Genomic DNA, 25,280 nt, shown 5'->3' with positions numbered 1-25,280 from the left:
GTGGGCGAAGGCTTCTGAACGAGCCGCATCCTCAGCCGTCAATCTGACTTCAACATAGACCACGGCTTGGAAAAATGACGGGGCGGCCGGCCATCGCTGTACGATGCGCGACCGGAATGCGGCGATCGATCGGCGTTCAGCGCTCGCCGCGCTGGTTCGCGACCGCCCACACGGCCGCCTCGACGCGCGAACGGAAGTTGAGCTTGCGCAGCACGTGCTTGACGTGCACCTTGACGGTGCCTTCGGCGATGCCCAGCTCGCGGGCGATCAGCTTGTTCGACAGGCCGACCGCGATGCGCTCGAGAATGCGCTGCTCCTGCTCGGTGAGGCCTGCGTCGGTGACGCTGTCGGGACGCTTTTCCCGGCGCAGCGCGGCCGCCATCAGGTGGGTCAGCGCTTCGGACACGACGATCCGTCCCGCTGCCGCGGCCTGCAGCGCCTCGACCATCTGCTCCGGCTCCATGTCCTTGAGCAGATAGCCGTCGGCGCCCGCGCGCAGCGCCGCGACGAGGTCTTCGGCGGCGTCCGAGACCGTGACCATCACGACGCGCGTGTCCAGGTCAGCCTGACGCACGAACTTCAGCACCTCGAGGCCGGACATGTCCTTCATGTTCAGGTCGAGCAGCAGCAGGTCGGGGCGCAGATGCAGGATGTGCGCGATGCCCTCCTTGCCGTCGGCCGCTTCCGCGACGAGGCGGAAACCGGGCACGGTGCGCAGCAGCTGGATCAGTCCTTTGCGGAACAGCGGATGGTCGTCGATGATGACGACCGACTGGGGAGTGTCGTTCCTGTCGTTCATTGCGCCTCGGAAGGGGGAGCGGCGGACGAAACCGCGTGCCGGGCGGCCGGATCGAAGCACACGGCTACGCGCGTGCCGCCGTCCGGACGGGGCACGATCTCGAGCATGCCGCCGAGTCCCCGCGCCCGCTCACCCATGATCGCCAGGCCGTAATGGTGCGGTTCGCTGGCGGCAGCCGGCAGGATGCCTTTGCCGTCGTCTTCGATGATCACCTGGACTCCGTCCGGATGGCCGAACAGCCCGACGCGGATCGAGCTCGCGCGCGCATGACGCGTCGCGTTCGACAGCGCCTCGCGGATGATGTGCAGCACGTGGATTTCCTGGTTCGGGTTCAGATGGCACATGCCGAGGCGGATCTCCAGCTCGATCGGCATGCCGCTGCGGCTGGCGTACTCCTCGACGGTGCTGCCGAGCAGACGCGCGAAATCCCCCTCCATCTGCAGGCGGAACGTGGACAGCAGTTCGCGCAGCTGGCGGTACGCGGCGTTGATGCCGTCCTTCATGTCGGCGAGGATGTCGGACGCGTCGTCGCGGCGCTCGGGCCGCTGCAGCGCCGACGACAGCAGGCTCGCCTGGATCTTCATGTACGACAGCGACTGCGCGAGCGAGTCGTGCAGTTCGCGCGCGATGATCGAGCGCTCCTCCTGCAGCGCGAGGAGCCGTTCGCGCTCGCTCTGGTGCGAAATGCCCAGCGCGATCCCCATGTGGCGGGATACCGCCTCGACCAGCGTGTGCTGCCATGCGCGCAGTCGCTCGCCCGGCGGCAGCGCGAGCCGCATCATGCCGTAGAGGTGGTCGGCATCGCGCAGCGGCACCAGGAACACATCGAAGCCGCCCTCGCGGCGATAGCTCCACGGCATCATCCGCCCGGGACAGTGGGTGCACTCCTCGTCGCTGCGCGAGCGCACCGGACAGTCGCCCATCGTCGTCGACAGGACGGTCGCGACGCCGCCGTGCTCGGGCTGCACGCAGACGAAACTGCCATTGAGCCCGAGCACCTGCTCGAGATCCTTCAGCGTCTCGGCGTAGGTCTGCGGCGAGGCCGGAGCGTGATAGAGCCGCGCGATGACGTGGTACAGCAGCTCGAGCGCGCGGTTGCTGCGCATCAGATCCGCGGTCTTCTGCTCGACCCGCTGCTCGAGGTCGCGATAGACGCTCGACAGCTCGTCGGCCATCGCGTTGAACGCCGAACCCACGCGCCCGAGTTCGTCGCGCCCGATGTAGCGGCTGCGGGCGCGAAAATCCCCGCCGGCGATGCGTGCAGCGCAGTCGCGCAGCTCGGTCAGCGGCATGAACACGCGCCGGCGGATGACGCAAAGCGCCGCGACCATGACGACCATCACCAGCCCGAGCGCAATTGCCAACGTCATGCGCAGCTGCCCGATGCCGGCCTCGGTCTTGCGCTCGAGCACCGCCACCAGCGCGTCGATCTGCGCGGTGAAGGCGTCGACGTCCGCGAGCAGCGTTTCGTAGAACAGCACATCGGGACTCTCGCTCGCGAGCTCCGGCACCCCGAGCAGGCGCGGCTTGAGGTTCATGTACCAGCCTGAATGGATGCCACGGTAGATCGACGCGAAGACGCCGCCGGGTTCGCGTTCGAGCACTTTCTCGAGCGTCGCATCGCCCAGTCCGGCCTCGAACGCGACGATCGCTGCCGTGACTTCGGCACGTCCGGTACGGCCGTCGAGCGCTGTGGCGAGCGCGACACTGGCGGCGCGATGAGCGAGACGGCGCAGGCCGCCCGCCGCGTTGACCGCGCTGCCGCTGTCCTGGACAGTTTCGACGATGGCCGCGGAGGCGCCGATTCCGATCGCGCTGATGAACGCCACGGCGACGAAGGCCAGCACCAGCAGCAGCTGCGTCGCGCGCCCTGCGAGCGAGGCGCGCACCCGCTCGATGACCCTGCCCTCGACAAGGACATCCGCATTGCCGGCGCTGTTCACACCCCTACCCCCTTTTCCCCCGAGTCATTCGTCATCGCTACCGTTATTCGGGGTAAACCATTCGCAACAATGACTTGCATTTATTCCACATACCTCGGAAGTGGTATCTCCCGTTTCCCTGCCCGACCCAGGATGGGTCGATCGTCACGTGGAGCGTCTAGACTGCGGCCTGCATCCCTGAACACGAGCATCCCGAAGGAGCACGACAATATGGCGACCGCTATCCAATCTCCGGCGTTCCAGTCACTTTCCTGTCTTGAACCTTTCAGCAGCCTCGATCCGGCAACGCTGCAGCGCCTGTCGCGAGGCGTGCGGATCTGCCGGGCGTCGCGTGGCGAAATGCTGATGCATCGCGGCGCGCGTCCGGCGGGCATGTACGCGGTCGTCGAAGGCGAAGTCAAATTATTCCTGATCTCAAGCGCGGGCGCCGAGAAGATCGTGCGCCTCGCAGGCCGGGGCGAATCGTTCTGCGAAGAGAACATCCTGTCCGACACGCCGCAGACGCTCGCCGCTCAGGCGACGCGCGACAGCGTGGTGCTGCATCTGCAGCGTCCCGCGCTGCAGACGGCCATGGCCGCGCACCCGTCGCTGACGCAAGCGCTGATGGCACGGCTGTCCGAACGGATGGGCGAGCTCGTCGAAGGGATGGAGCAATGCATCCAGCGCAACTCGACCCAGCGCGTCGCACATTACCTCGTGCAGCACGCCGACTGCAGCGCGCAGAACGTCGAAGTGCGCCTGTCGTGCGACAAGCAGACGATCGCTTCGCAACTCAACCTGACGCCGGAAACTTTCTCGCGCGTTCTCAACCGACTCACCCGCGACGGCATCATCGTGCCACGCGGCCGGCGCTCGATCACGCTCACCGACCTGCGCAGCCTGCAATCGATCGCCGCCTGACGCCGAACCCCGGCCGGCGAGCGGACGCCGGGCCTGACTCAGGGGTCGGACTCAGCGAAGTTCATCGATCGGTCGCACGGCCGCCAGATTCGCTTCGGCAGCGAACCAGCGCACCAGCATGCGGTAAGTGTCGAGGTCGAAGCGGCGCGCCGGCGAGTCGTCGAGCAGCGCCCCGAGCGCCTCGGCGCTGTCCGCGCTGCCCAGATGACACCAGTGATCGACGAGATGGAACGCTTCGCGCCCCGAATGCGCACTGCGCTCCTCGATGACGACCGCTCCGGCCCACGGCCACGCGCGCAGCGTCACCGACCCGAGCGCGCCTGCGAGGCGCGCATCGTGCGCGGCGATGCTTTCCTTGCCGGCGCATACGCCGGCGCAGCGCCTCGCTTCGTGCGCGCCGCAGGCGCCGCTGCCGCCTTCGAGACCGAGACGGCGCGGACACAGCTGGTACAGCTGGGCGAATTCCCGCAGCAGGCTGTCGGCCTCCTTGCGAGTGCGAAAAGTGCCGTGGACCGCTTCCCACGCCGCCGGATCGGTCGCATGCAGAGGCACGCGCTCGAAAATCGGCGCGCGCTTGCGCTGCGGCACGAGGCGCAGGCCGAACACCTCTTCGCCGCCCACTGCCGGCCGGGCATGAAGCGGCCGACGCGCTCTGAGCAGATCGGCTTCGCGCAGCGACGCGGCAAACTCGCCGGCGGCCTCTTCCCATTCCACGCGGCGCACCTGACGCGCGAGTCCGGCCTCCTTGCCCGCGCCGCTGCCGGCCGAAAAATGCTCCATGACCCGCGCCCGCAGGCTCGCGCTGCGCCCGACGTACAGCAGCCGGTCGTTCTCGCCGAAGAACGAATACACGCCCGGCGCGTCCGGCACGCCTTCGAGCGCCCCTTCGGGCAGGCCGGGCGGGCGCGCCGGCAGCTTCATCGCCCGCTCGCACGCGCGCGCGAGCACGTCGGCGGAAAACGATCCGGAAACCAGGCGCGCGAACTGCCACAGCACGTCGGTGTCGCCCATCGCGCGGTGGCGCGCGCCGCACGTGAAGCCGTGTCGCTCGATCAGCGCGTCGAGCCCGTGACGGTGGTGTTCCGGGTACAGCGCGCGGGAAAGCTTGACGGTGCACAGCACCGACGCCTCGAACGGCTGGCCGAGACGGGAGAACTCGTTGCGGATGAAGCCGTAATCGAAGCGTGCGTTGTGGGCGACGAACACCGCGCCTTCGAGCTGCCCGCGCACGCGGTCGGCGAGTTCGGCGAACGTCGGGGCCGCAGCGACCATCTCGTCAGTGATGCCGACCAGCCGCTGGATCAGCGACGGGATCGGGCGCTGCGGGTTGACGAGGCTCTCCCAGCGCCCGACGATCTCGCCGCGCTCGATGCGCAGCACGGCAATTTCGGTGACGCGATCGGACACCGGATTCGCGCCCGTCGTCTCGACGTCGATCAGGACCAGCGAATCAGGAAGCGACATGGGGGCATCGGTCGGACACGTTCGTGCATCCGACCCGCTCCTCGATCAGGAGTTGCGTGCCGCGGTGCGCGTCAGTGGTTGATATCGTAGTAATAAGGCTTGACCGGCACTTTCGACTGGTCGAGGCGCGCCTGGGCGACGACGTCCTGCGGCTTGTCCCACCACAGTGCCCGGCCCTTGCGCTGCTCTTCGATTTCCTGCGGATGCTTCGCCAGCCACTCGCGCATGAATTTGGTGTGTTCGGATTCGTAGATCGCCATGCATTGCTCCCGGAAAGTCGGCAATTGTAGGCGAGCGTCCCGAATGCGCCAATCGCGATCGATGTCCCCCGCGCGCCGCCGCGCGTCGGCGCGCGGTCAGCTGCGCACGTCGCCCTTGAGCCGACCGATCCGCACGACTTCCGGCACCCGGCGCACGCCACGCATGACTTTCGCCAGATGCATGCGGTCGCGGACCTGCAGCACGAGGTTGATCGCAGTGTAGATGCCCTGCTCGTTGTCCATGCTGACGTTCTGGATGTTGCAGTCCTCCTCCGAGATCGCGCTCGCGACTTTGGCGAGGACGCCGCGGGTGTTGCGCGTCAGCACGCGAATCGTCACGTCGAACAGGCGGTCTTCGCCCCCTTCCCACTCGACGTCCACCCAGCGGCCGCGGTCGCCGCGCAGCTTCGCCACGACTGCGCAGTCGTGCAGATGGACTTCGAGCCCCTGGCCCTTGCGGATCATGCCGATGATCGGGTCTCCCGGGATCGGCTGGCAGCAGCGCGCGAGCTGCACCGCGATGCCTTCGCTGCCGCGGATCAGGATCGCGCCGGCGGGCTTGGGCTTGATGACGTTCGGCCGACCGGATTCGAGGTCCTGCGCCTGCGCGACGCGGCGCGCGACGATGACCGGCAGGCGCCGCCCGAGGCCGATGTCGGCAAACACTTCCTTCTTGCTGCGCATGCTGCGGTCGCGCAGGAAGCGCTCCCACGCGAACGTGCTGATCTGTCCCAGCGTCAGCCCGTGCGGGCGCAGCGCCTGGTTCAGCAGCCGCTCGCCCAGCGCGACGGATTCTTCCTGCTGCGCGCCCTTGAGGAAATGGCGGATCTGCGCGCGCGCCTTGCCGGTGCGCACGTACGCGAGCCACGCCGGATTCGGGTTCGCGTGCGCGGCGGTGATGATCTCGATCTGGTCGCCGTTGTGCAGTTCGGTGCGCAGCGGCATCAGGTCGCCGTTGACGCGGCACGCGACGCAGCGGTTGCCGATATCGGTGTGCACCGCGTAGGCGAAATCGACCGGCGTCGAGCCTTTCGGCAGCGACAGGATCCTGCCCTGCGGCGTGAACACATACACTTCGCCGGGGAAGAGATCGATCTTGACGTGCTCGAGGAACTCGGTCGCGCCGCCCGACGCCGATTGCAGTTCGAGCAGTGACTGCAGCCACGAATGCGTTTTCTGCTGCAGCTCGGTGAGCGTCTTCTCGTCTTCCTTGTACAGCCAGTGCGACGCGACGCCGGTCTCGGCGATGTGATGCATCTCGGCGGTGCGCACCTGCACTTCGACCGGCGTGCCGAACGGGCCGATCAGCGTCGTGTGCAGCGACTGATAGCCGTTCGCTTTCGGGATCGCGAGGTAGTCCTTGAACTTGCCCGGCACCGGCTTGTACATCGAATGCAGCGCGCCGATCGCGAGGTAGCAGCTCGGCACGTCGCGCACGATGACGCGAAAACCGTAAATGTCGAGCACCTGCGAAAACGACAGGCGTTTCTCGGCCATCTTGCGGTAGATTCCGAACAGGTGCTTCTCGCGGCCCTGGACTTCGGCCGTCAGCCCCCATTGCGGCAGGCGCTCCTCGATGCCCTGCAACACCTTGCCGACGACTTCGCGGCGGTTGCCGCGCGCCGCCTTGATCGCGCGCGACAGCACGCGGTAGCGCAGCGGGTACTTGTGCTCGAACGCGAGCTCCTGCAACTCGCGGTAGAGCGTGTTGAGACCGAGCCGGTTCGCGATCGGAGCGTAGATCTCGAGCGTCTCGCTCGCGATGCGACGCCGTTTCGCGGAGCGTATGCACTGCAGCGTGCGCATGTTGTGCAGGCGATCGGCGAGCTTGATCAGGATCACGCGCAGGTCGCTCGCCATCGCCAGCAGCATCTTGCGGAAGTTCTCCGCCTGCGCTTCCTCGTGCGAGCGGAACTCGATCTTGTCGAGCTTCGACAGGCCATCGACGAGCTCGGCGGCGGTGCGGCCGAAGCGGTCGGCGATCTCCTGCTTCGAGATGTGCGTGTCCTCCATCACGTCGTGAAGGAGGGCGGCGATCAGCGCCTGGGCGTCGAGGTGCCAGTCGGACACGATGTCGGCGACGGCGACCGGATGCGAAATGTACGGGTCGCCGCTGATGCGCAGCTGACCCTCGTGCGCGCGCGCCGAGAAATGGTACGCAGCTTCGACTTTCTCGACATCCTCGGGACGCAGATAAGTCTCGAGCTTCGTCCTGAGCGCGACGAAATCCGACGACACGGGGAGACCGGACGACGAACCGAAAGGGCCCGGAGCGGGAATCGCTGCAGCGTCCATCGGCTGTTCCCTCCCCCCGCGAAGCTCAGGCCTGTCCGCGATTGAGGACTTCCAGACCGACTTTTCCGGCCGCGATTTCGCGCAGCGCAATCACCGTCGGCTTGTCCTTGTCGCCCTTTTCGAGCTCGACCTGCGGCGTGGAGCCGATCGTGATCTGGCGCGCGCGGTAGGTCGCGGCGAGCGTGAGCTGGAAGCGGTTGGGGATCTTTTTCAGACAATCTTCGATCGTGATGCGAGCCATGGTTCAGTCCTGTTCAAGAAAATCGAAATACTGCAGATGTCGCTCGTGCTGGTTTGCATAACGCAGGCGCGACGCACGCACGACCGCGACGAGATCGTCGAGCGCGCACTGCAAGTCGTTGTTGAGTATAACGTAGTCGAATTCCCCGACATGGCGCATCTCGCCGCGCGCCCCGAGCAGCCGCCGCATGATCACGTCGTCGCTGTCGGTGCCGCGTCCGCGCAGCCGGACTTCGAGTTCCTCGAGCGATGGGGGCAGGATGAACACGCCGACGGCGTCGGGAAAGCTCTTGCGCACCTGCTGCGCGCCCTGCCAGTCGATTTCGAGCAGGATATCGCGCCCGGCCGCGATCTGCTGCTTCAACCAGACCTTCGAAGTGGCGTAGTAGTTTCCATGCACTTCGGCCCACTCGAGAAACTCGCCGCGATCGCGCAGCGCGCGAAACGTCGCGACATCGACGAAGTGGTATTCGCGCCCGTCGCGCTCGCCGGGACGCGGCTCGCGCGTCGTGTAGGACATCGACAGGTTCACCTGCGGATCGCGTTCGAGCAGGCCGCTGACGAGCGTGGTTTTGCCTGCACCCGACGGCGCAGTGACGATGATCAGGGTTCCGGGCATGTTTTCGTTCGTGCCGACCCGCAGGCGGCGCACTCTCCGTCGTTTCTGGCAGGATTCGCTTACCGGGATGAAAGTATCCGCGGGACCGATTGTGCCAGCGCGTGCCGCCGATCACCAAGGCTCCCCGCGTCACAGCCTGTCACCGCGATCGCAAGACGCGCCCGGTTCGCGCGCAGCGGGATTCGACGGAGCGCGAGCCAAGCGCTACTCTGTTTCATTTTGGCGCGCCGGAATGCTTCCGATGGACAGTTCTTTCCCCGTGTTGGCGATGAGGCCGACGCGACTGCGCGATCCGCATCCGGCGCGTCGGTGGGCACGGGCGCCCGGGGGCGCCGGCAGCGCGGCCGAAAGTCTGGCGGGCGCGGGCCGGCGGTCGGGTTCAGCGGCCCGGCCTCCATCCGTAACTCGCACGGCCCGCTAGTGTGCTGAGTTAGAAATTCGCATACAAAATCGTTCAAGGCTGGCGAGGATGTCGTCAGTTGATTTGGTCCATGCGAAGGGTTTGGGATCATCGTTGTAGCGAGCAAGGTAGTCGCGGATGGCCTGCTCGAGTTGGCGGGTGGAACGGTGGGTGCCGCGACGAATCTGTTTTTCGGTGAGCTCGGCAAACCAGCGTTCGACCTGGTTGATCCAGGAGGCCGAGGTCGGGGTGAAATGGACGTGGAAACGCGGATGACGGGCAAACCAACTCCTGACCTTTGGCGTCTTGTGCGTGCCGTAGTTGTCCATCACCAGATGGATGTCCAGACCGGCTGGGACGTTGGCTTCGATGGTGCGCAGAAAGGCCAGAAACTCGCGGCTGCGGTGGCGTCGGTGCAGTTCCCCGATGACTTCTCCGGTGGCGACATCGAGCGCCGCAAACAAAGTCGTTGTGCCGTGGCGCATATAGTCATGCGTTCGCCGTTCGGGAAGTCCCGGCGCCAGCGGCAGGATCGGCTGGGTGCGGTCGAGCGCCTGGATCTGGCTCTTCTCATCGACGCACAACACCATCGCCTTGACCGGGGGATCCAGATACAACCCGACGATGTCGCGGACCTTGTCGACGAACAGCGGATCGGTCGAGAGCTTGAATGTTTCCTGCCGGTGCGGTTGCAGGCCGAAGGCGCGCCAGATGCGGCTGACCGCCGTCTGCGACATCCCCATCTCGCGCGCCATGCTGCGCGTACTCCAATGGGTGGCATTCTTCGGCACCGTTTCGAGCGTCTTGGCAATCACCGCATCGACACGGGTATCGTCGATCGTACGCGGCGCCCCCGAGCGCGGGGCATCGAGCAGGCCATCGAGCCGATTCGCGTCAAAGCGGTTGCGCCATTTCGATACCATCTGCTGCGACACCGACAAGCGTTGCGCGACAACCTTGCTGTCGACACCCGTCGCACACTCGAGAACGATCCGCGAGCGCAATGCGAGCGCCTGCGCGGTCTTACGCCGACGCGTCCAGGCTTCAAGCTGCTCGCGCTCGCTCTCGTTCAGCACGATCTCCACCTTCGGTCTGCCCATCGCTGCCTCCTGTCGCCAATCGTACGGCATGAGAGACCAGCGGATGAGCTAGTTGTTCAACAAATTTTTAACTCAGGACACTAGCGATGTCGCACAGCGACCCCCACAGTCTCCTCGGCCTGGCCCGGGCGCCGGGGAACGCGAGATCAAGCACGCTTTTCGCCGCCTCGCGATGCGCTGGCACCCCGATCGCAATGCCGATCCGGCGGCGATCGAGCATTTCAAGCGCCTGCGCGCCGCCTACGAAAATCTTCTTGCCGGACATTCATTCGAGCCGGCGCCCGCAGCGACACCCGAGGACGCACAGTCGCCCGAGCCGCCTCCAGAAGCGCCGCCGCGCGGAGCGGACCGTCGCGAGGAGCTCGTGTTGAGCGTCGAGGAAGCGTTCACCGGCGGCGAAAAAACGTTCACGATCACCGCTGCCGCCCCGTGCGACGCCTGTGGCGGCAGCGGCGAGGAAGTGCTGCGCCACACCCGCCTGTGCACCACGTGCCACGGCTCGGGCGGGTCCGCAACGGCGGAAGTCTCGCGCCGTGCGCCGATTGCGCGGGCCGTGGGTACCTGAACAGGCAGACCTGCGCCGCTTGTCGCGGCAGCGGAGAGGCGCGCGTAGCGCGCAAGCTCCGCGTCCGGATTCCGGCCGGCGTGCTCGACGGCGACGAACTGCGCGTTGCCGGCGCCGGCGAAGCCTGCGATGCCGGCGGCGGCGCGCCGGGAGACCTGCTCCTGCGCGTCGTCCTGGCGCCCCACGCCCTGTATCGGCTAGACGGTCGCGACCTGATGCTGAGCCGCCCGGTCAGCGCGTTCCGGATGCTGTTGGGAGGCGAGTTGCCGATTCCGCTGCCGGACGGCGTCCGCCACCTGAAGCTCGAACCCGGACGGGCAACGACGCGCGAGCTGAAAGTCAAAGGGGCGGGCTTCCCAGGACGCGCCGGACAGCGCGCCGGCGCGCTGATCGTGCAGCTCGTGCCGGTACTGCCCGAAGCGCCCGACGCGGAAATCCTCGCCCTGCTCGAACTCGCCGAAAGCCGCCTGCAGAAGACCTTGTCCCGCCACTTGCCGGATGTGGCAAGCTGGGAACAGCGCTGGCTCCACGACCTCCCCGAAACACGCTGAACGCCCCCGGCCGTCCCGTACGGCCCAATCGACAGAAAACCGCCATGATTCTCGACATCGATTTCGTTTCCGACTTCGTCTGCCCGTGGTGCTTCATCGGCAACGAGCGCCTGCGCCAGGCCATCGAGGAAGTACGCCACGATGTGCCCGAACTCGAAGAAATACGTGTGAACCGGCTGCCGTTCTTCCTCGACCCGGACACCCCGGCGGCCGGAGTGCCTTATCGGCCGTTCCTCGACGCGAAGTTCGGCGGGCGGCGCAAGACCGACGAAGTCCTCGCCCGCATCGTCGCAGCCGGCGCGCCCGATGGCGTGACTTTCGCGTTTGAGCGCATCGCGATCCGGCCGAACACGCTGAATGCGCATCGCCTCACTTACCGGGCGCAATCGCTCGGCCACACTCAGGAGCACGTCAACGCGCTCGGCCAAGCGTTGTTCGCCGCCCATTTCCAGGACGGCCGCGACCTGGGCGACAACGCCACGCTCGCGGACATCGCCGCAGCGGCCGGTGACGAGCGCGAAACCGTCCTCGCCTATCTCGAAAGCGACGACGATGCAGCGGCAGTCAGGCGGATGGCGGACCAGCTGCGGAAGCAGGGCATCACCGCCGTTCCGTTCTTCATCTTCAACCGCAAGCTCGCGGTGTCGGGCGCGCAGTCGCAGGCGGCGCTGGGCGCGGCGATCCTGCAGTCGCTGCACGCCTCGTAAGGCGAAGCGGACGCGGTTTGCCGCGGGGACCGTCACGATCGGGGCGCCCGGTGCCGCGGTCTATACTGTCGCTCATGGTCGATGTGACGCTCCTGCCGGCGCTGCCCGAAGAGGAACTCGAAGAACGCTTCATTCGCGCGTCCGGTCCCGGCGGGCAGAACGTCAACAAGGTGTCGACGGCAGTGGAGCTGCGCTTCGACGCCGCGCGTTCGCCGTCGCTGCCCGACGATGTCCGCGCCCGCCTGCTGAAACTGGCGGGGCGCCGCGCGACGTCCGAAGGCGTGATCGTGATCTGCGCCCAGCGTTTTCGCACGCAGGACCGCAACCGCGCCGATGCGCGCGCCCGGCTCGCGGAGCTGATCGCCCGCGCCCATGAAAAACCGCTCGTGCGGGTCGCGACGCGCCCGACCAGGGCAGCGAAGATCCGGCGTCTCGAAGCGAAGCGGACGCAGGGCGAACGCAAGCGGCAGCGGACGCGTCGCACCTCGATCGACGAATGACCCGGAACCCTCATTTTCCCGAACAGGACCGCAGCCGATGAAATCTTCCCGCCCCCGCCCCGGCCTGCGCGCCCGCCGCCTCGCCGCCCTCGTTGCCCTGATCGCAGCCGTGCCGCTGCCGCTCCGCGCGGAATCGGTCGGCGAAGTATCGACGGTGTGGAAGCTGATCGGCCCGAACCACAAGGTCGTCGTCGAAGCCTATGACGACCCGCGCGTCGAGGGCGTGACGTGCTACGTATCGCGCGCGAAGACCGGCGGGCTGTCGGGCGCAGTCGGGCTTGCGGAAGACCTCGCCGAAGCGTCGATCGCGTGCCGCCAGGTCGGCCCGATCCGCACGCGCGAACCGCTGCCGCAGCAGGAGGAAGTCTTCTCCGAGCGCCTGTCGGTGCTGTTCAAGCGGCTGCAGGTCGTGCGCATGGTCGATGTGCGCCGCAACGTCCTGGTTTACCTCACCTATTCAGACAAGCTCATCGAAGGCAGCCCGAAAAACAGCGTCACCGCCGTGGCGGTCGACCGGGCGACACCGATTCCGCTGCGTCGCTGACGGCAGCGCCCCCTCCCGGCCGGGCGTCCTGCGCAAGGTTCGCCACGGGTTTGAAATCCGGCCGCGGCAGCACGGGAAGCCACGGCCGCCGGAAGGCGGCCGCTGCAGCGCGCCGGGCCCGCGCCAATCGCGGCCCGCGCGCTGCTACCATTGCCGTCATGAAACCGAATCCCGAATCCCGATGCGAGCAGCTCGACGTGCGCGGGCTGCGCTACAACGTCCGGCACTGGGGCGCTGCGGACGCGCCGCCGGTGTTCTTCCTGCACGGCTGGATGGACAACTCGGCGACGTTCCAGTTTGTCGTCGCCGCGCTCGCGCAGGACTGGCACGTCATCGCGCCGGACTGGCGCGGTTACGGCGCGAGCGAATGGTTGCGCCGGCCGTACTGGTTTCCCGATTACTACGCCGATCTCGACGCCCTGCTCGCGCATTATTCGCCGCACCGCCCGGCCCGCCTCGTCGGCCACAGCATGGGCGGGAATATCGCCGGCGTATATTCGGGCGTGCGGCCGCAACGCGTGTCGCAGGTGGCGATGCTCGACGTTCTCGGCCTCAAGGACGGCAGCGCCGACGAAGCGCCGAAGCGCCTCGCCCAGTGGCTCGACGCCGTGCCGGCCGACCCGCAGTTGCGGCGCTACGCGGATCACGATGCGCTGGCCCGCCGCCTGCAGCAGGCCAACCCGCGGCTGACGGAAGAACGGGCCGCCTTCCTCGCGCGAAACGTCAGCCGCGTGCTGCCTGACGGGCAGGTCGAAATGGCCTGCGATCCCTGGCACAAGACTGCCGCGCCGGCACCCTACCGCCTCGGCGACACGCTCGCCTGCTGGCGCACGATCACGGCACCGGTGCTGCTGCTGATCTCGGACCAGGGCTACGTCCTCGACCGCTTCCCGGCGGCTTCGGACGACTACCGGGAGCGGCTCGCGTGTTTCGCCGACGTGCGCGTCGCCACCGTGACCGACGCCGGGCACAATCTCCAGCACGACCAGCCGGAGCAGGTCGCCGCGGCGCTCGAAAGCTTCCTGCTGCGGGACTGAGCCGCCGCGCCGTCAACGGGCATCGCCGGGACGGCTTGCCGCCGTGCCGCGCAGCCACGCGGCGAAGCGCCGCGCGAACTCCGGCGCCCGGACGCAGAGAAAGAGCCCCGCCGCCGCATTGAGCAGCGCCCCGACGAGAATCAGCTGCGGCACCGACAGGCCGGCCGCGAGCAGCCCTGCGCCCAGGCCGGCGGCCGCGACCATGAACAGCGCATTGAGGATGTTGAGGCCGGCGATGACGCGCGAGCGGTGAGCGGCCGCGGAGCGGGCCTGCACGAGCGTGTAGAGCGGCACGATGAAGAAACCGCCGAACACCGCGATCAGCAGCAGATCGCCCAGCACCCGCCACGTCGCCGCATCCGCGAGCACCGCACCCAGCGGCAGCGGCGCACTGCCGGCTGCGAGCGCCGGGCTCGCCCACCACAGGTCGAACGCGAACAGGCTCAGGCCGATCGAGCCGAAAGGCACGAGGCCCGGTTCGAGGTGCTTGCCGGAGAGCCGCTCGCACATCAGCGAACCGATGCCGATGCCGACCGAGAACACCGCCAGCAGCAGCGTCACCGCGTGTTCGTCACCGCCGAGGACGTCCTTCGCATAGCCGGGGAACTGCGACAGCAGCAGCGCGCCGTAGAACCAGAACCACGAGATCGCGAGCACCGCGGGGAACACGCTGCGGTCCTCGCGAGTGAACCGGAGGTTGCGCCAGGTTTCGGTCAACGGGTTCCAGTTGATGCGCAGCCCGGGATCGGCTGCCGGTGCCACCGGAATCGCCCGGCTCGCGACATAGCCGAGCACCGCGACCGTCAGCGCCGCGACCGACACCCACAGCGCGCCACCCGGGAAGCTGATCGTCACGCCGCCGGCGATCGTGCCGACGAGGATCGCGACGAACGTGCCCGCTTCGACGAGCGCATTGCCGCCGACCAGTTCGTCTTCGCGCAGATGCACCGGCAGGATCGCGTATTTCACCGGCCCGAACAGGGCCGACTGCGCGCCCATCAGGAACAGCGCGCCGAGCATCAGCGCCAGCGAGTCGAGCGCGAACGCCAGCGCCGCGAGCGCCATGACGAGGATTTCGAGCAGTTTCGTCCCGCGGATGAGCCGGCTTTTCTCGAACTTGTCGGCACATTGGCCGGCTGTTGCCGAGAACAGGAAGAACGGCAGGATGAAAATCCCGGCAGCGAGGTTCACCAGCACGCCCGGCGCGATCGTCGTGAAACGCGCCGCCTCGAACGTCATCAGCACGACCAGCGCGTTCTTGTACAGGTTGTCGTTGTACGCGCCGAGAAACTGCGTGATGAAAAACGGCAGGAAGCGCCGCTCGCTCATCAGTCTGAATTGGGAACTCATGCCACCCTGCACCCTCATGGATCCGGAGTGGGCGGATTCTGCCATCGGCGAGGTTCGGCGCGGCAACTTTCGAGGGCGCAAGCGGCTGCCGGGAAAAGCTTTGCAGGCGGCAAAATTACCGCCTCGACAGTATGACATTGCCACTGCCCGTACCGGCAATCCCCTATAAACCCCCGGGATGAGCGTGACAATCCATTTCAGCCCTTGACCGCGCGTCGGTTTTTCACCAGACTGCGCGTGCGCATCTGCAATCGCGTGGTTTTTCGTGCTCGACGGCCTTTGGGTACTCAGTTCGTCTTTCCCCGATCTCGATTGCCGCAATCCGGGCAAACGCCCTTCATTAACTTTGATTTGGGATTTTTCGAAATGGCAACTGGTACTGTTAAGTGGTTCAATGACTCCAAGGGCTTCGGTTTCATCACGCCGGACAACGGCGGCGAAGATCTGTTCGCGCATTTCTCCGCGATCCAGGGTTCGGGCTTCAAGAGCCTGACCGAAGGTCAGAAAGTTCAGTACGACGAGACGTCGGGCCCGAAGGGCAAGCAAGCAGGCAACATCCGCCCGCTCTGATCCTCGATCCGCTCTCTCGCGCAGGCGTCCGCTAAACCGCACGGCCTGCGCAACGAGTCAAAGCCCGGCCTTGCCGGGCTTTTTGCTTTTCGGGCCCGGAACCCGCTGCTCACCCGTAGCGGCGTGCGGCCTCGACTGCAAGCCCGCTGCCGATGCTGCCGTAAAGGTCGCCTTCGACACTGCGCGCGGCGGGCAGCTCGGCTGCGATGCGCGCGCGCAGCTGCGCGACGCCGCTCGCGCCGCCGGTGAAATAGATCGTATCGACACGCTCGCGCGCAACGCCGGCCTCCGTCAGCAGGTCCGCGACCGCTGCCGCGACCCGCTCGACGAGCGCCGTCGTCGCGCCGGCGAAAGCGTCGCGGCCGATCTCGTGCACGAACCCGGGTTCGAGCCGGCCGAGTTGCAGCGCCGTGGCCGGCGCCTGCGACAGGGCGATCTTCGCCTGCTCGACCTGCAGCGCGAGCCAGTGCCCTTCGCGCCGGCTGACGAGCCGCGACAGGCGATCGAGCTCGGTGCGCGCGATCGCATCGCGGTAGATGTGCTGCAGGTCGGCCCACGCCTGCCGCGTATAGGCAAAATTGATCGTGTGCCACGTCGCGAGCTGGAAGAACAGGCTCGACGGCACTTCGGCGCCGTTCTTCATCCGGCCGCGATAACCGAGCAGCGGCATCACGCATTCGAGGCTCAGCGCGCGATCGAAATCGGTGCCGCCGACATGCACGCCGGCGTTGCCGAGCAGATCTTCGCGGCGATCGTCGCGACCGGCGCGCGCCGGCGACAGCCGCACGAGCGAGAAGTCCGCAGTACCTCCGCCGATGTCGGCGATCAGCACCAGCTCCTCGCGCTCGAGGCCGGTCTCGTAATGCAGCGCCGCGCCGATCGGCTCGAACTGGAAGCTGACGTCGCGAAAACCCGCCTGCCGTGCGATCGCCTCGAGCGTGTCCTGCGCCTTGCGGTCGGCGCTCTCGTCGTCGTCGACGAAATGCACCGGCCGGCCGAACACCGCCTGCGTGAAGCTTCGTCCCGCCGCCGCTTCAGCGCGCGCCTTCAGTTCGCCGATGAAGCTCGCGAGGAGATCGCGGAACGGCAACGCGCGCCCATGCACTTCGGTCTGGCCGTCCATCAGGCTGCTGCCCAACAGGCTCTTCAGCGAGCGCATCAGGCGCCCTTCGTAGCCTTCGAGGTATTCGGCGAGCGCAGCGCGGCCGTAGCACGTCGTCTCCTCGTCGGCGTTGAAGAACACTGCCGACGGCAGCGTCGGCTTGCCGTCCTCGAGTTCGAGCAGCGCCGGGACGCCGGGCCGGAGCCAGCCGACCGTGGAGTTGGAAGTGCCGAAATCGACGCCGCAGGCCCGTGCGGAGGTCTTGCCCATAAGCGGATGCAGCCGGTCGGAAAAGGGCCGCAATGCTACGCCACCGTGGCGCTCCACGCGAGCTTCACGACGGCGCCCCGGCGCTCAGCGGAACACGATTGTCTTGTTGCGATGCACCAACACACGACCTTCGAGGTGGTAGCGCAGGCCGCGCGCGAGGACCATCTTTTCGATGTCCTTGCCGTAGCGGACCATGTCCTCGACCGAATCGGAATGGTCGATGCGGATCACGTCCTGGTCGATGATCGGCCCCTGGTCGAGGTCGGCGGTCACGTAGTGGCAGGTCGCGCCGATCAGCTTGACGCCTTTCGCCCACGCCTGGTGGTAGGGTTTCGCGCCGACGAAGCTCGGCAGGAAACTGTGGTGGATGTTGATGATGCGCCCGGCGTACGCGGCGCACAGCTCGGGCGACAACACCTGCATGTAGCGCGCGAGCACCATCGTCTCGCCGCGCACTTCCTCGAAGATGCGCGCCACTTCGGCGTAGGCCTGCGCCTTGTTGTCGGCGTTCACCGGCACGTGGTGGAACGGGATGCCGTGCCACTCGACAAGGCCGCGGAACGTGTCGTGGTTCGAGATCACGCACGGGATTTCGATGTCGAGCTCTTTCGACTGCCAGCGCGCGAGCAGGTCGTAGAGGCAGTGTTCCTGCTTCGACACCAGCACGACGACGCGCTTCTTGACCGCCGAATCGGTGATCGTCCAGTCCATCTCGAGCTCGGCCGCGAGCGGACGGAATCGTTCGCGGAACTCGGCGAGGTGAAACGGCAGCGACGAGGCCCTGATCTCGATGCGCATGAAGTAGCGCCCGAGCGCCTCGCCGTCGGCAGGAGGCTCGGCGTGCAGCGACGTCTCGAGGATCCAGCCGCGATGCTCGGCGATGAAGCCCGACACCCGCGCAACGATGCCGACGCGGTCGGGGCAGGACGCGGACAGCGTGAAATGGCGGTCGCGGTGCATGGCAGGACCCCGTCAGGCGACGCGGGCGAAAGCCTGGTCGATCTCGCGGCGCAGTTCGGCGTAGTTGCGCGTCACCGGAAACTGCGGGAATTCGCGGATGACGTTCTCCGGCGGATGGAACAGGATGCCGCCGTGCGCCTCGCCGAGCATCGCGGTGTCGTTGTACGAATCGCCCGCCGCGACGACCGTCAGGTTCAGCTCCTTGAAACGCTTGACGGCTTCGCGCTTCTGGTCGGGCATGCGCAGGTGGTAGTTCACGAGCACGCCGTTCGCGTCGGCTTCGAGGCGATGGCACAGCAGCGTCGGCCAGCCGAGCTGCTTCATCAGCGGCTTGGCGAACTCCTGGAACGTGTCGGACAGGATCACGACCTGGTAGCGCTCGCGCAGCGCGTCGAGGAACTCGCGCGCGCCGGCCATCGGCCCCATGCTGGCGATGACTTCCTGGATGTCGGGCAGGCCGAGTTTGCGCTCGGCGAGAATGTTCAGCCGGTACTTCATCAGCGTGTCGTAGTCCGGCTCGTCGCGCGTCGTGCGACGCAACTCGGGGATGCCGGTACGCTCGGCGAATTCGATCCAGATTTCGGGGACCAGCACACCTTCGAGGTCGAGACAGACGATCTGCACGGCAATATCCTGTAGCGGCAAGGGGAAAGCCGCGATTCTAGCAGCGGCGCGGGCGGCCTGCCGCGAATCCGGCTGCGGACCTCAGCCGGCGAGCAGGTTGCGCACGGCAAGGCCCTGGGCGGCGAAATGCGTCAGCAGCGCGCGCTGGTGCTCCGCATCGCGCGTCTCGATCTGCAGGATCACTTCGGTCATGCCGACCGCGACGTGCAGTTCGCCGCGGCGGTGCTCGACATGGCGCACGTTCATGCCGAGCTCGGCGATCGTCGTCAGCAGCGCGAGCAACTGCCCCGGCGCATCGGAAATCATCACCGCGACGCTCATCAGCCGCCCGCTCGACGCAAGGCCGTAGTCGATCGAACGGCCGACGAGCGTCATATCGACGTTGCCCCCCGAAATCACGACCACCGCGCGGTCGTCGGGCGCGAGGCGGACTTTGCGCTGCAGCAGCGCTGCGAGCCCGACCACGCCCGCGCCTTCGCCGATCGTGCGCGTGCGTTCGAGCAGCGTGACGATCGCTTCGGCGATCGCGTTGTCGTCGACGGTGACGATGTCGTCGACGTGGCGCGCGATCACCTGGCGCGTCAGCATCCCCGGGCGTTTCACCTTGATGCCGTCGGCGATCGTGTGCGCGTCCGGCCGCACCGCTTCGAGCGTGCCGTCGCGCAGGAAATGCCGCCACGGAGCGACCGCGTCGGTCTGCACGCCGACGACGCGGATCGCCGGATTCTGCAGCTTCAGCGCCAGCGCGACGCCGGAGATCAGCCCGCCGCCGCCGAGCGGCACGATCGCGACGGTCATGTCCGGCGCGTCTTCGAGCATCTCCAGGCCGCAGCTCGCCTGACCGGCGATCACGTCCCAATCATCGTACGGATGGATCAGCGCGAGCCCTTCGCCATCGGCGAGGCGATGCGCCTCGTCGCTGGCGGCTTCGAGCGTGTCGCCGACGAGGCGCACGTCGGCGCCGAGCTTGCGGCACGCCTGGATTTTCGTCAGCGGCGCGTTCGCCGGCATCACGACGACCGCGGAAAGTCCGACCCGCGCTGCCGCGCGCGCGACCCCTTGCGCGTGGTTGCCCGCCGACGCCGCGACGACGCCGGCAGGCCGGTCACCGCCCTCCAGCAGTCGGCCGATCTTGTGCGTCGCGCCGCGCAGCTTGAACGAGCCGGTGCGCTGCATGTTTTCGAGCTTCAGTTGCAGCGGCACGCCGAGCTCGTCGGACAGCGCGTCGTTCTGCCACTGGCCGGTGCGGACGATCGCGTCGCGGATGCGTTCGCGCGCGGCGACGAGATCGGGCAGTGCGAGCGGCACCGGAATGGACGACATGGCGATTCTCCGCAAACCGCCCCGAACGGGCGTTCGAATCGCTACTGTATGCGCAAAGCGGCGACGCGGGCAGTGTCTGCGGGAAACACGGGCCGCCTCTTGCAAGGGGAAACGAGGACAGGCGGCGTTTTCGTTTTAAACTGCCGTATCCCGCTTTACTCGATTGAGCACTACGATGATAGATGCGTACCTTTCACCGACTCCACTGATCGACAGCGACCACCCCGAAGTCCTTGCCTTCGCTCGCGCGCATTGCCGCAGCAGCGACGTCCGCGAGCGCGCGGTGTCGCTGTACTACGCGGTGCGCGACGGCTTCCGTTACGACCCCTATCGCATCGACCTGTCGGAAACCGGGATGAAGGCGAGCAGCGTGATCGCCAGCGGCGCCGGCTGGTGCGTGCCGAAAGCGACGCTGCTCACGGCGGTGTGCCGCGCGGCGGGAATTCCGGCGCGGCCGGGTTACGCCGACGTACGCAACCACCTCAGCACCGAACGCATGCGCGAGACTTTCGGCGCGGACCTGTACCGGTGGCACGGGTACACCGAAATCCTCATCGACGGCTCCTGGTACAAGGCCACGCCGGCATTCAACCTCGCGCTGTGCGAGCGGTTCGGGTTGCTGCCGCTGGAATTCGACGGCCGAAGCGACTCGATTTACCACCCCTTCGACCGCAGCGGCAATCAGCACATGGAATATATCCACCAGCGTGGTCACTTCCCCGACGTGCCACTGTCGCTGATGGCCGAAGATTTCCGCACGCATTACCCGGTATGGCTGGAACAGGCCGAGCAACTGCGGACGGAAGATTTTCTTGCGGATGTGGAAAGGGAAAACCAGCCCGCGTAGAGCGGAAAGCAGGAGACGCTATCCGTATTCGCGCTGTTCGCGCTTCACACCCGCTCAGTCGGCCTGCATCGCTTCGAGCTGCTCGGAAATTTCGAGCCAGCGCAGCTCGGCGTCGTCGACCCACCCGGCAAGCTCCGCCTGGCGCTTCAGCAGCGTCTGCAGCTGGCTGGCTTCGGCGCCGCTGTAGAGCGCCGGGTCGGCGAGGCGCGCGTCGAGGAGCTTTTTCTCGCCGTGCCAGTTGGCGAGCTTCTTTTCGAGCTGCTCGAGTTCCTTGACGAGCGGGCGGCGCGCGGCGAGCCGTGCCTGGCGCTCCGCCGCGGACTGTTCCCGGTCGGCCTTGCGCGCTGCCTTGTCGGCGCTGCGGTCCGGGCATTTCGCCGCTTCGCTCGCCTGCGCGCGGCGCTCGGCGAGCCAGTCGCGGTAATCGTCGAGGTCGCCGTCGAACGGCTGGATGCGGCCGGCATCGACGAGCAGGAAGCGGTCGCAGGTCGCACGCAAGAGCGCCCGATCGTGCGACACCAGCACCATCCCGCCGTCGTAGTCCTGCAGCGCCAGCGTCAGCGCGTGGCGCATCTCGAGGTCGAGGTGGTTCGTCGGCTCGTCGAGCAGCATCAGGTTCGGCCGCTGCCAGATCATCAGCGCGAGCGCGAGGCGCGACTTCTCGCCACCGGAGAAGCGGCCGCACGGCGTCGTCGCCGGCGTCGACGTGCCGCCGCCACCGTCGCCGCGGAAGTCGAAGCCGCCGAGGTAGTCGCGCAGCTCCTGCTCGCGCGTGCGCGGGTCGAGGCGCGCCAGATGCTGCAGCGGCGACTCGTCCGGGCGCAGCGTTTCGAGCTGGTGCTGCGCGAAATAGCCGATCGCCAGCCCCTTGCCTTCGCTGCGGCTGCCGGCGGCGAGCGGCAGCTGGCCGGCGAGCAGCTTGATCAGCGTCGATTTGCCGGCGCCGTTGGGCCCGAGCAGGCCGACGCGCTCGCCCGGGCGCAGCGTCAGGCGGATGGCGTCGAGCACGGTCCGCTCGCCGTAGCGCACGACGCCGTCCTCGACCTGCAGCAGCGGATCGGGCGCCGGCGGGCCGTCGCGGAAGCTGAAGCTGAACGGTGTGTCGACATGCGCGGCGGCGATGCGCTCCATGCGTTCGAGCGCCTTGATGCGGCTCTGCGCCTGGCGCGCCTTCGTCGCTTTCGCACGGAAGCGGCGGATGTAGTCCTCGATGTGCGCGATCTCGCGCTGCTGCTTGTCGAACAGCGACTGCTGCTGCGCGAGGCGCTCGGCACGCTGGCGCTCGAAGTCGGAATAGCCGCCGGAATACAGCGTCAGGCGCTGCGACTCGATGTGCGCGATGTGCGTGACGCACGCGTCGAGGAACTCGCGGTCGTGCGAGATCAGCACCAGCGTGCCGCGGTAGTCGCGCAGCCACTGCTCGAGCCACAGCACCGCGTCGAGATCGAGGTGGTTCGTCGGCTCATCGAGGAGCAACAGATCGGAGCGGCACATCAACGCCTGCGCGAGGTTCAGCCGCATGCGCCAGCCGCCGGAGAAGTCCGACACCGGACGATCGGCCTCGCCCGGCAGGAAGCCGAGGCCGTCGAGCAGCGCCGCGGCGCGGGCGCGCGCCGCGTAGCCGCCGATCTCGTGCAGACGAGCATGGAGTTCGCCGATATGCGCGCCGTCGTGCGCAGCTTCCGCCGCGGCGAGCTGCGCCTCGATGCTGCGCAGTTCGACGTCGCCGTCGAGCACATACTCGATCGCAGGTTTTGCCAGCGCCGGGGTTTCCTGCGCGACGTGCGCGATCTGCCAGCCGGCGGGGATGTCGAGGTCGCCCTGGTCCTGGTGCAGTTCGCCGCGCAACAGGGCGAACAGGCTCGACTTGCCGGTGCCGTTCGCGCCGGTCAGACCGACCCGCCAGCCGGGGTGGATCTGCACGGAGGCGGCATCGACGAGGATTTTGGCGCCCCGGGCGAGGCGGAGGTTGCGGAACTGGATCACGTCAGCGAATCGAAGGGCAAAGGCGTTATTCTACGCATCCCCCCACTGGACCGCTGCCGAATGCCGATGATCCCTCGCCTGCTGCCGCTGCTCTTCGCGGTCGCGGCCGCGACCGCGGGCGCTGCCGAAGCCGACCTCGAGCACGCCGAGCGCCTGCGCGACGAAGCCCGGGCGCTGCGCGCAGAGGCCGACGATGCGCTGCGGCGCGCCGAACCGGCGTGCTACGAACGTTTCCTCGTCAATCGCTGCATCGCCCAGGCCAAGGAACAGCGCCTCGACAAGCTCCGCCAGGCGCGCGCGATCGAAGCCGAGGCGAGCCGCCTCGAACTCACCGAAAAACAGCGCCAGGCCGCGTTGCGCGGCACGCTGCCGCCGGCCCTGTCGTCCGACGCCCCGGCGCCGCTGCCGGTCGCGCCGCCTCCTGCGGCGCCGTCCGCCGACCCACAGATCGCGCCCGATCCTGCGGCCGACGCCACGCGGCGGGAACGCGAGGCGCAGGCTGTGCGCGATGCCGCCGCTGCCCGTGACCGGCAACGCGAGCAGGACGCGGAAAAAGCGCGCGAACGCCTGAGCGCCGAAGCGGACGCCGCGAAACGGGCCGAAGATGCGGCACGCGACCGGGCGCGCTACGACGAGCGGATCCGCAAGCGCGAGCAGGAAAAGGAAAAGGAAAAGGCCGGCAACTGACGGCGGCCGGCGAACTCCGACGGGTTGCTTTCGGCGACACGCCGCCGGCTCCCCGCTCGCGCGGGCTTGAAGCTTTCCCGTCAGTCAGGCCGCCGGTTCGCCCAGTCGAGCGCGTCTTCGAGCCGGTCGTTGCCCCAGAAGAGCTCGTCGCCGACGCGAAACGTCGGCGCGCCGAACAGACCGAGCGAGGTCGCCTCCTCGGTCTGGTGCCGCAGCGCGAGCTTGTTGTCGGTCGCGACAGCCGCCGCGAGCAGTTCGCCGGCGGGCAGGCCGAGGTCGTTCAGGATCGCCTCGATGACTTCCTCGTCGCCGATTTCGCGATCCTCGGCAAAGTTCGCGCGCATGACTTCGCGCGAAAACGGCGCGATCCAGCCCTCTTCGACGCCCAGCAGCGCGACGCGTGCCGCGAGCAGGCCGCTGCGCGGAAAGCGGCTCGGCACGCGGAACGGCAGGTCGTATTTTTCCGCGAGCCGGGCGAGGTCGCGCCACATGTAGCGGCCTTTCGGCGGGTAGATGTTGAACGGCGAGTCATTCCAGCCGAGCGAGAGGAACACCGGCCCGAGCAGGAAAGGTCGCCACGCGACATCGACGCCGGCAGCGCCCGCGAGCGCTTCGAGGCGCATTACCGAAAGAAACGAATACGAACTCGCGAACTCGTACCAGAACTCGATTCGGGGTCGCTGCATGGGAAAGCCCTCCGTTCCTGTGGGTGATCGACTTTAGCGCAGCCGCACGGGCGCCGCTTCGGGGGACGGGCGATTCGCGATCCAGATGCCGGCCCCGACGAGCGCGAGCGCGGCGAACACCGCCGGCGTCAGCGCCTCGCCGAGCAGGAGGCCGCCGGCGAGCACGCCCATCACCGGCGTCAGAAACGAGAACGACGACAGGCGCGTCGCCGGATACTGGCTGATCAGCCAGAACCACGCGACATAGCTCGCGGCGGCGACGATGACGATCTGGAACGCGAGGCTCGCCCACACCACCGCCGTCGGTGCGAACACGCCCGGCTCGCCGAACGCGAGCGACAGCAGCGGCAGCACCAGCGCCGAAATGCCCAGTTGATACAGCAGCGTCTTTTCGGCCGGCACGCGGACGAGCGGACTGACTTTCACGGTCAGCGTGGTCGCGGCCCACATGCTCGCCGCGAGCAGCATCATCAGGTCGCCGATCCAGGCGCGACCGGATCCGAGCAGCAGGCTCTCGCCGAACAGCGTCAGCACCCCGAGGAACGCCAGCGCCATGCCCGCCCACTGCGCGCGGCGCATGCGCTCGTGCGGCAGCAGCCACACTGCGCCGAGCGCGACGAAAAACGGTGCCGTGTACAGGAAGATCACGCCGCGCGACGCGGTCGTGAATTCGAGCGCCCCGAAGATCAGCGCGAACTCGCCGGCGAACAGCAGACCGGCGACGAGGCCCGGCGCGAGCGTGCCGTCCGCCGACCACAGCTTCACGCCGCGCGCGCTCGCCCACGCCCACACCAGCGTCGTCGCGCCGAGCGAGCGCAGCCCGGCCTGCCATACCGGCGAAATGCCGGCATTGGCAAGCTTGATCGCGACCTGCTGCAATCCCCACACGGTGCACAGCAGCACCATCAGTCCCATGGCAAAGCGATCGAGATGCGGGCGAGGGGGCATGAT

26 protein-coding genes are annotated in these 25,280 nt (G+C 67.6%); 10 read left to right on the top strand and 16 right to left on the bottom strand.

Translation table 11 applies throughout. From position 1 onward, the window contains the following. Window positions 1–136: 136 nt before the first annotated feature. The gene (narL, locus tag PA01_09345; protein KON81765.1) at window positions 137–799 is read right to left on the bottom strand and encodes a two-component system response regulator NarL; all 663 of its coding nucleotides are present in this window, start codon (window positions 797–799) and stop codon (window positions 137–139) included. After that, window positions 796–2,742, bottom strand: a complete 1,947-nt coding sequence (locus PA01_09340) for a histidine kinase (GenBank protein ID KON82419.2) — start codon at window positions 2,740–2,742, stop codon at window positions 796–798. The genes narL and PA01_09340 overlap by 4 nt, the downstream gene beginning before the upstream one ends. 210 nt (window positions 2,743–2,952) lie before the next feature. On the opposite strand from PA01_09340, the gene PA01_09335 reads away from it, so the two are divergent. Continuing rightward, window positions 2,953–3,642 carry a Crp/Fnr family transcriptional regulator gene (locus PA01_09335; protein ID KON81764.1) on the top strand — a complete coding sequence of 230 codons (690 nt, stop codon included), beginning with the start codon at window positions 2,953–2,955 and terminating at the stop codon, window positions 3,640–3,642. A gap of 51 nt (window positions 3,643–3,693) precedes the next feature. Here the strand turns inward: PA01_09335 and PA01_09330 are convergent, their stop codons facing one another. From PA01_09330 to PA01_09305, 6 genes are all read right to left on the bottom strand, one after another. Next, window positions 3,694–5,106: an exonuclease domain-containing protein gene (locus PA01_09330; GenBank protein KON81763.1), complete on the bottom strand. Its 1,413-nt coding sequence runs from the start codon at window positions 5,104–5,106 to the stop codon at window positions 3,694–3,696. Between the two features lie 71 nt (window positions 5,107–5,177). Beyond that, entirely contained in the window at window positions 5,178–5,366 is a 189-nt protein-coding gene (locus PA01_09325) for a DUF3460 family protein (GenBank protein ID KON81762.1), read from the bottom strand. Between the two features lie 96 nt (window positions 5,367–5,462). Beyond that, window positions 5,463–7,661, bottom strand: a complete 2,199-nt coding sequence (locus tag PA01_09320; protein KON81761.1) for a bifunctional (p)ppGpp synthetase/guanosine-3',5'-bis(diphosphate) 3'-pyrophosphohydrolase — start codon at window positions 7,659–7,661, stop codon at window positions 5,463–5,465. Window positions 7,662–7,686: 25 nt separating this feature from the next. Further along, entirely contained in the window at window positions 7,687–7,902 is a 216-nt protein-coding gene (gene rpoZ / locus PA01_09315; GenBank protein ID KON81760.1) for a DNA-directed RNA polymerase subunit omega, read from the bottom strand. Window positions 7,903–7,905: 3 nt separating this feature from the next. Next, window positions 7,906–8,520, bottom strand: coding sequence for a guanylate kinase (gene gmk / locus PA01_09310; protein ID KON82418.1), 615 nt, complete (start codon window positions 8,518–8,520; stop codon window positions 7,906–7,908). Window positions 8,521–8,937: 417 nt separating this feature from the next. Next, window positions 8,938–10,020 (bottom strand): IS630 family transposase, encoded by a 1,083-nt coding sequence (locus tag PA01_09305; protein ID KON81759.1) that lies wholly within the window; start codon window positions 10,018–10,020, stop codon window positions 8,938–8,940. Between the two features lie 172 nt (window positions 10,021–10,192). Between PA01_09305 and PA01_09300 the strand changes: the two genes are divergently transcribed. The 6 genes from PA01_09300 (at window position 10,193) to PA01_09275 (ending at window position 13,924) form a co-directional block, all read left to right on the top strand. Continuing rightward, window positions 10,193–10,585, top strand: a complete 393-nt coding sequence (locus tag PA01_09300; GenBank protein ID KON81758.1) for a hypothetical protein — start codon at window positions 10,193–10,195, stop codon at window positions 10,583–10,585. After that, on the top strand, window positions 10,510–11,136 hold the full coding sequence (locus PA01_09295; GenBank protein KAI5913094.1) for an HSP40/DnaJ peptide-binding protein: 627 nt from the start codon (window positions 10,510–10,512) through the stop codon (window positions 11,134–11,136). Before PA01_09300 ends, PA01_09295 begins: the two co-directional genes overlap by 76 nt. A 44-nt stretch (window positions 11,137–11,180) precedes the next feature. Next, window positions 11,181–11,843, top strand: coding sequence for a DsbA family oxidoreductase (locus PA01_09290; protein KON81757.1), 663 nt, complete (start codon window positions 11,181–11,183; stop codon window positions 11,841–11,843). 74 nt (window positions 11,844–11,917) lie between these two features. Then, window positions 11,918–12,343 carry an aminoacyl-tRNA hydrolase gene (gene arfB / locus PA01_09285; GenBank protein ID KON81756.1) on the top strand — a complete coding sequence of 142 codons (426 nt, stop codon included), beginning with the start codon at window positions 11,918–11,920 and terminating at the stop codon, window positions 12,341–12,343. Window positions 12,344–12,380: 37 nt separating this feature from the next. Further along, window positions 12,381–12,887: a CreA family protein gene (locus PA01_09280; GenBank protein ID KON81755.1), complete on the top strand. Its 507-nt coding sequence runs from the start codon at window positions 12,381–12,383 to the stop codon at window positions 12,885–12,887. 158 nt (window positions 12,888–13,045) lie between these two features. After that, on the top strand, window positions 13,046–13,924 hold the full coding sequence (locus PA01_09275; protein KON81754.1) for an alpha/beta hydrolase: 879 nt from the start codon (window positions 13,046–13,048) through the stop codon (window positions 13,922–13,924). A 12-nt stretch (window positions 13,925–13,936) separates the two neighbouring features. Here PA01_09275 and PA01_09270 read toward each other — a convergent pair whose 3' ends face one another. Next, window positions 13,937–15,274 (bottom strand): MFS transporter, encoded by a 1,338-nt coding sequence (locus tag PA01_09270; protein ID KON81753.1) that lies wholly within the window; start codon window positions 15,272–15,274, stop codon window positions 13,937–13,939. A 366-nt stretch (window positions 15,275–15,640) separates the two neighbouring features. Here PA01_09270 and PA01_09265 point away from each other — a divergent pair, with 366 nt between their 5' ends. Next, window positions 15,641–15,844 carry a cold-shock protein gene (locus PA01_09265; GenBank protein KON81752.1) on the top strand — a complete coding sequence of 68 codons (204 nt, stop codon included), beginning with the start codon at window positions 15,641–15,643 and terminating at the stop codon, window positions 15,842–15,844. A gap of 109 nt (window positions 15,845–15,953) precedes the next feature. On the opposite strand, the gene PA01_09260 is transcribed toward PA01_09265, so the two are convergent. The 4 genes from PA01_09260 to ilvA all read right to left on the bottom strand — a co-directional run bounded on the left by PA01_09260 (window position 15,954) and on the right by ilvA (window position 20,123). Continuing rightward, window positions 15,954–17,216, bottom strand: coding sequence for an Hsp70 family protein (locus PA01_09260; GenBank protein KON81751.1), 1,263 nt, complete (start codon window positions 17,214–17,216; stop codon window positions 15,954–15,956). An 84-nt stretch (window positions 17,217–17,300) separates the two neighbouring features. Continuing rightward, window positions 17,301–18,176 carry a formyltetrahydrofolate deformylase gene (gene purU / locus PA01_09255; GenBank protein ID KON81750.1) on the bottom strand — a complete coding sequence of 292 codons (876 nt, stop codon included), beginning with the start codon at window positions 18,174–18,176 and terminating at the stop codon, window positions 17,301–17,303. 12 nt (window positions 18,177–18,188) lie between these two features. Next, a complete protein-coding gene (gene thrH / locus PA01_09250) occupies window positions 18,189–18,800 on the bottom strand; it encodes a bifunctional phosphoserine phosphatase/homoserine phosphotransferase ThrH (GenBank protein KON81749.1) in 612 nt (203 codons plus the stop codon). A gap of 81 nt (window positions 18,801–18,881) precedes the next feature. Continuing rightward, window positions 18,882–20,123, bottom strand: coding sequence for a threonine ammonia-lyase (ilvA, locus tag PA01_09245; protein ID KON82417.2), 1,242 nt, complete (start codon window positions 20,121–20,123; stop codon window positions 18,882–18,884). A 175-nt stretch (window positions 20,124–20,298) separates the two neighbouring features. Between ilvA and PA01_09240 the strand changes: the two genes are divergently transcribed. Further along, entirely contained in the window at window positions 20,299–20,970 is a 672-nt protein-coding gene (locus PA01_09240; GenBank protein KON81748.1) for a transglutaminase family protein, read from the top strand. A 54-nt stretch (window positions 20,971–21,024) separates the two neighbouring features. Here the strand turns inward: PA01_09240 and PA01_09235 are convergent, their stop codons facing one another. Further along, entirely contained in the window at window positions 21,025–22,956 is a 1,932-nt protein-coding gene (locus tag PA01_09235) for an ATP-binding cassette domain-containing protein (GenBank protein KON81747.1), read from the bottom strand. Between the two features lie 60 nt (window positions 22,957–23,016). Between PA01_09235 and PA01_09230 the strand changes: the two genes are divergently transcribed. Then, the gene (locus tag PA01_09230) at window positions 23,017–23,643 is read left to right on the top strand and encodes a hypothetical protein (protein ID KON81746.1); all 627 of its coding nucleotides are present in this window, start codon (window positions 23,017–23,019) and stop codon (window positions 23,641–23,643) included. An 80-nt stretch (window positions 23,644–23,723) separates the two neighbouring features. On the opposite strand, the gene PA01_09225 is transcribed toward PA01_09230, so the two are convergent. Then, window positions 23,724–24,329 (bottom strand): 2-hydroxychromene-2-carboxylate isomerase, encoded by a 606-nt coding sequence (locus PA01_09225; GenBank protein KON81745.1) that lies wholly within the window; start codon window positions 24,327–24,329, stop codon window positions 23,724–23,726. Between the two features lie 33 nt (window positions 24,330–24,362). Continuing rightward, window positions 24,363–25,277, bottom strand: a complete 915-nt coding sequence (locus PA01_09220; protein ID KON81744.1) for a DMT family transporter — start codon at window positions 25,275–25,277, stop codon at window positions 24,363–24,365. Window positions 25,278–25,280: the final 3 nt, after the last annotated feature.

The sequence above is a fragment of the Azoarcus sp. PA01 genome, assembly GCA_001274695.2.
In the GTDB taxonomy this organism is placed as follows: Bacteria; Pseudomonadota; Gammaproteobacteria; order Burkholderiales; family Rhodocyclaceae; genus Aromatoleum.
This window is presented reverse-complemented; position numbering and strand designations above follow the sequence as displayed.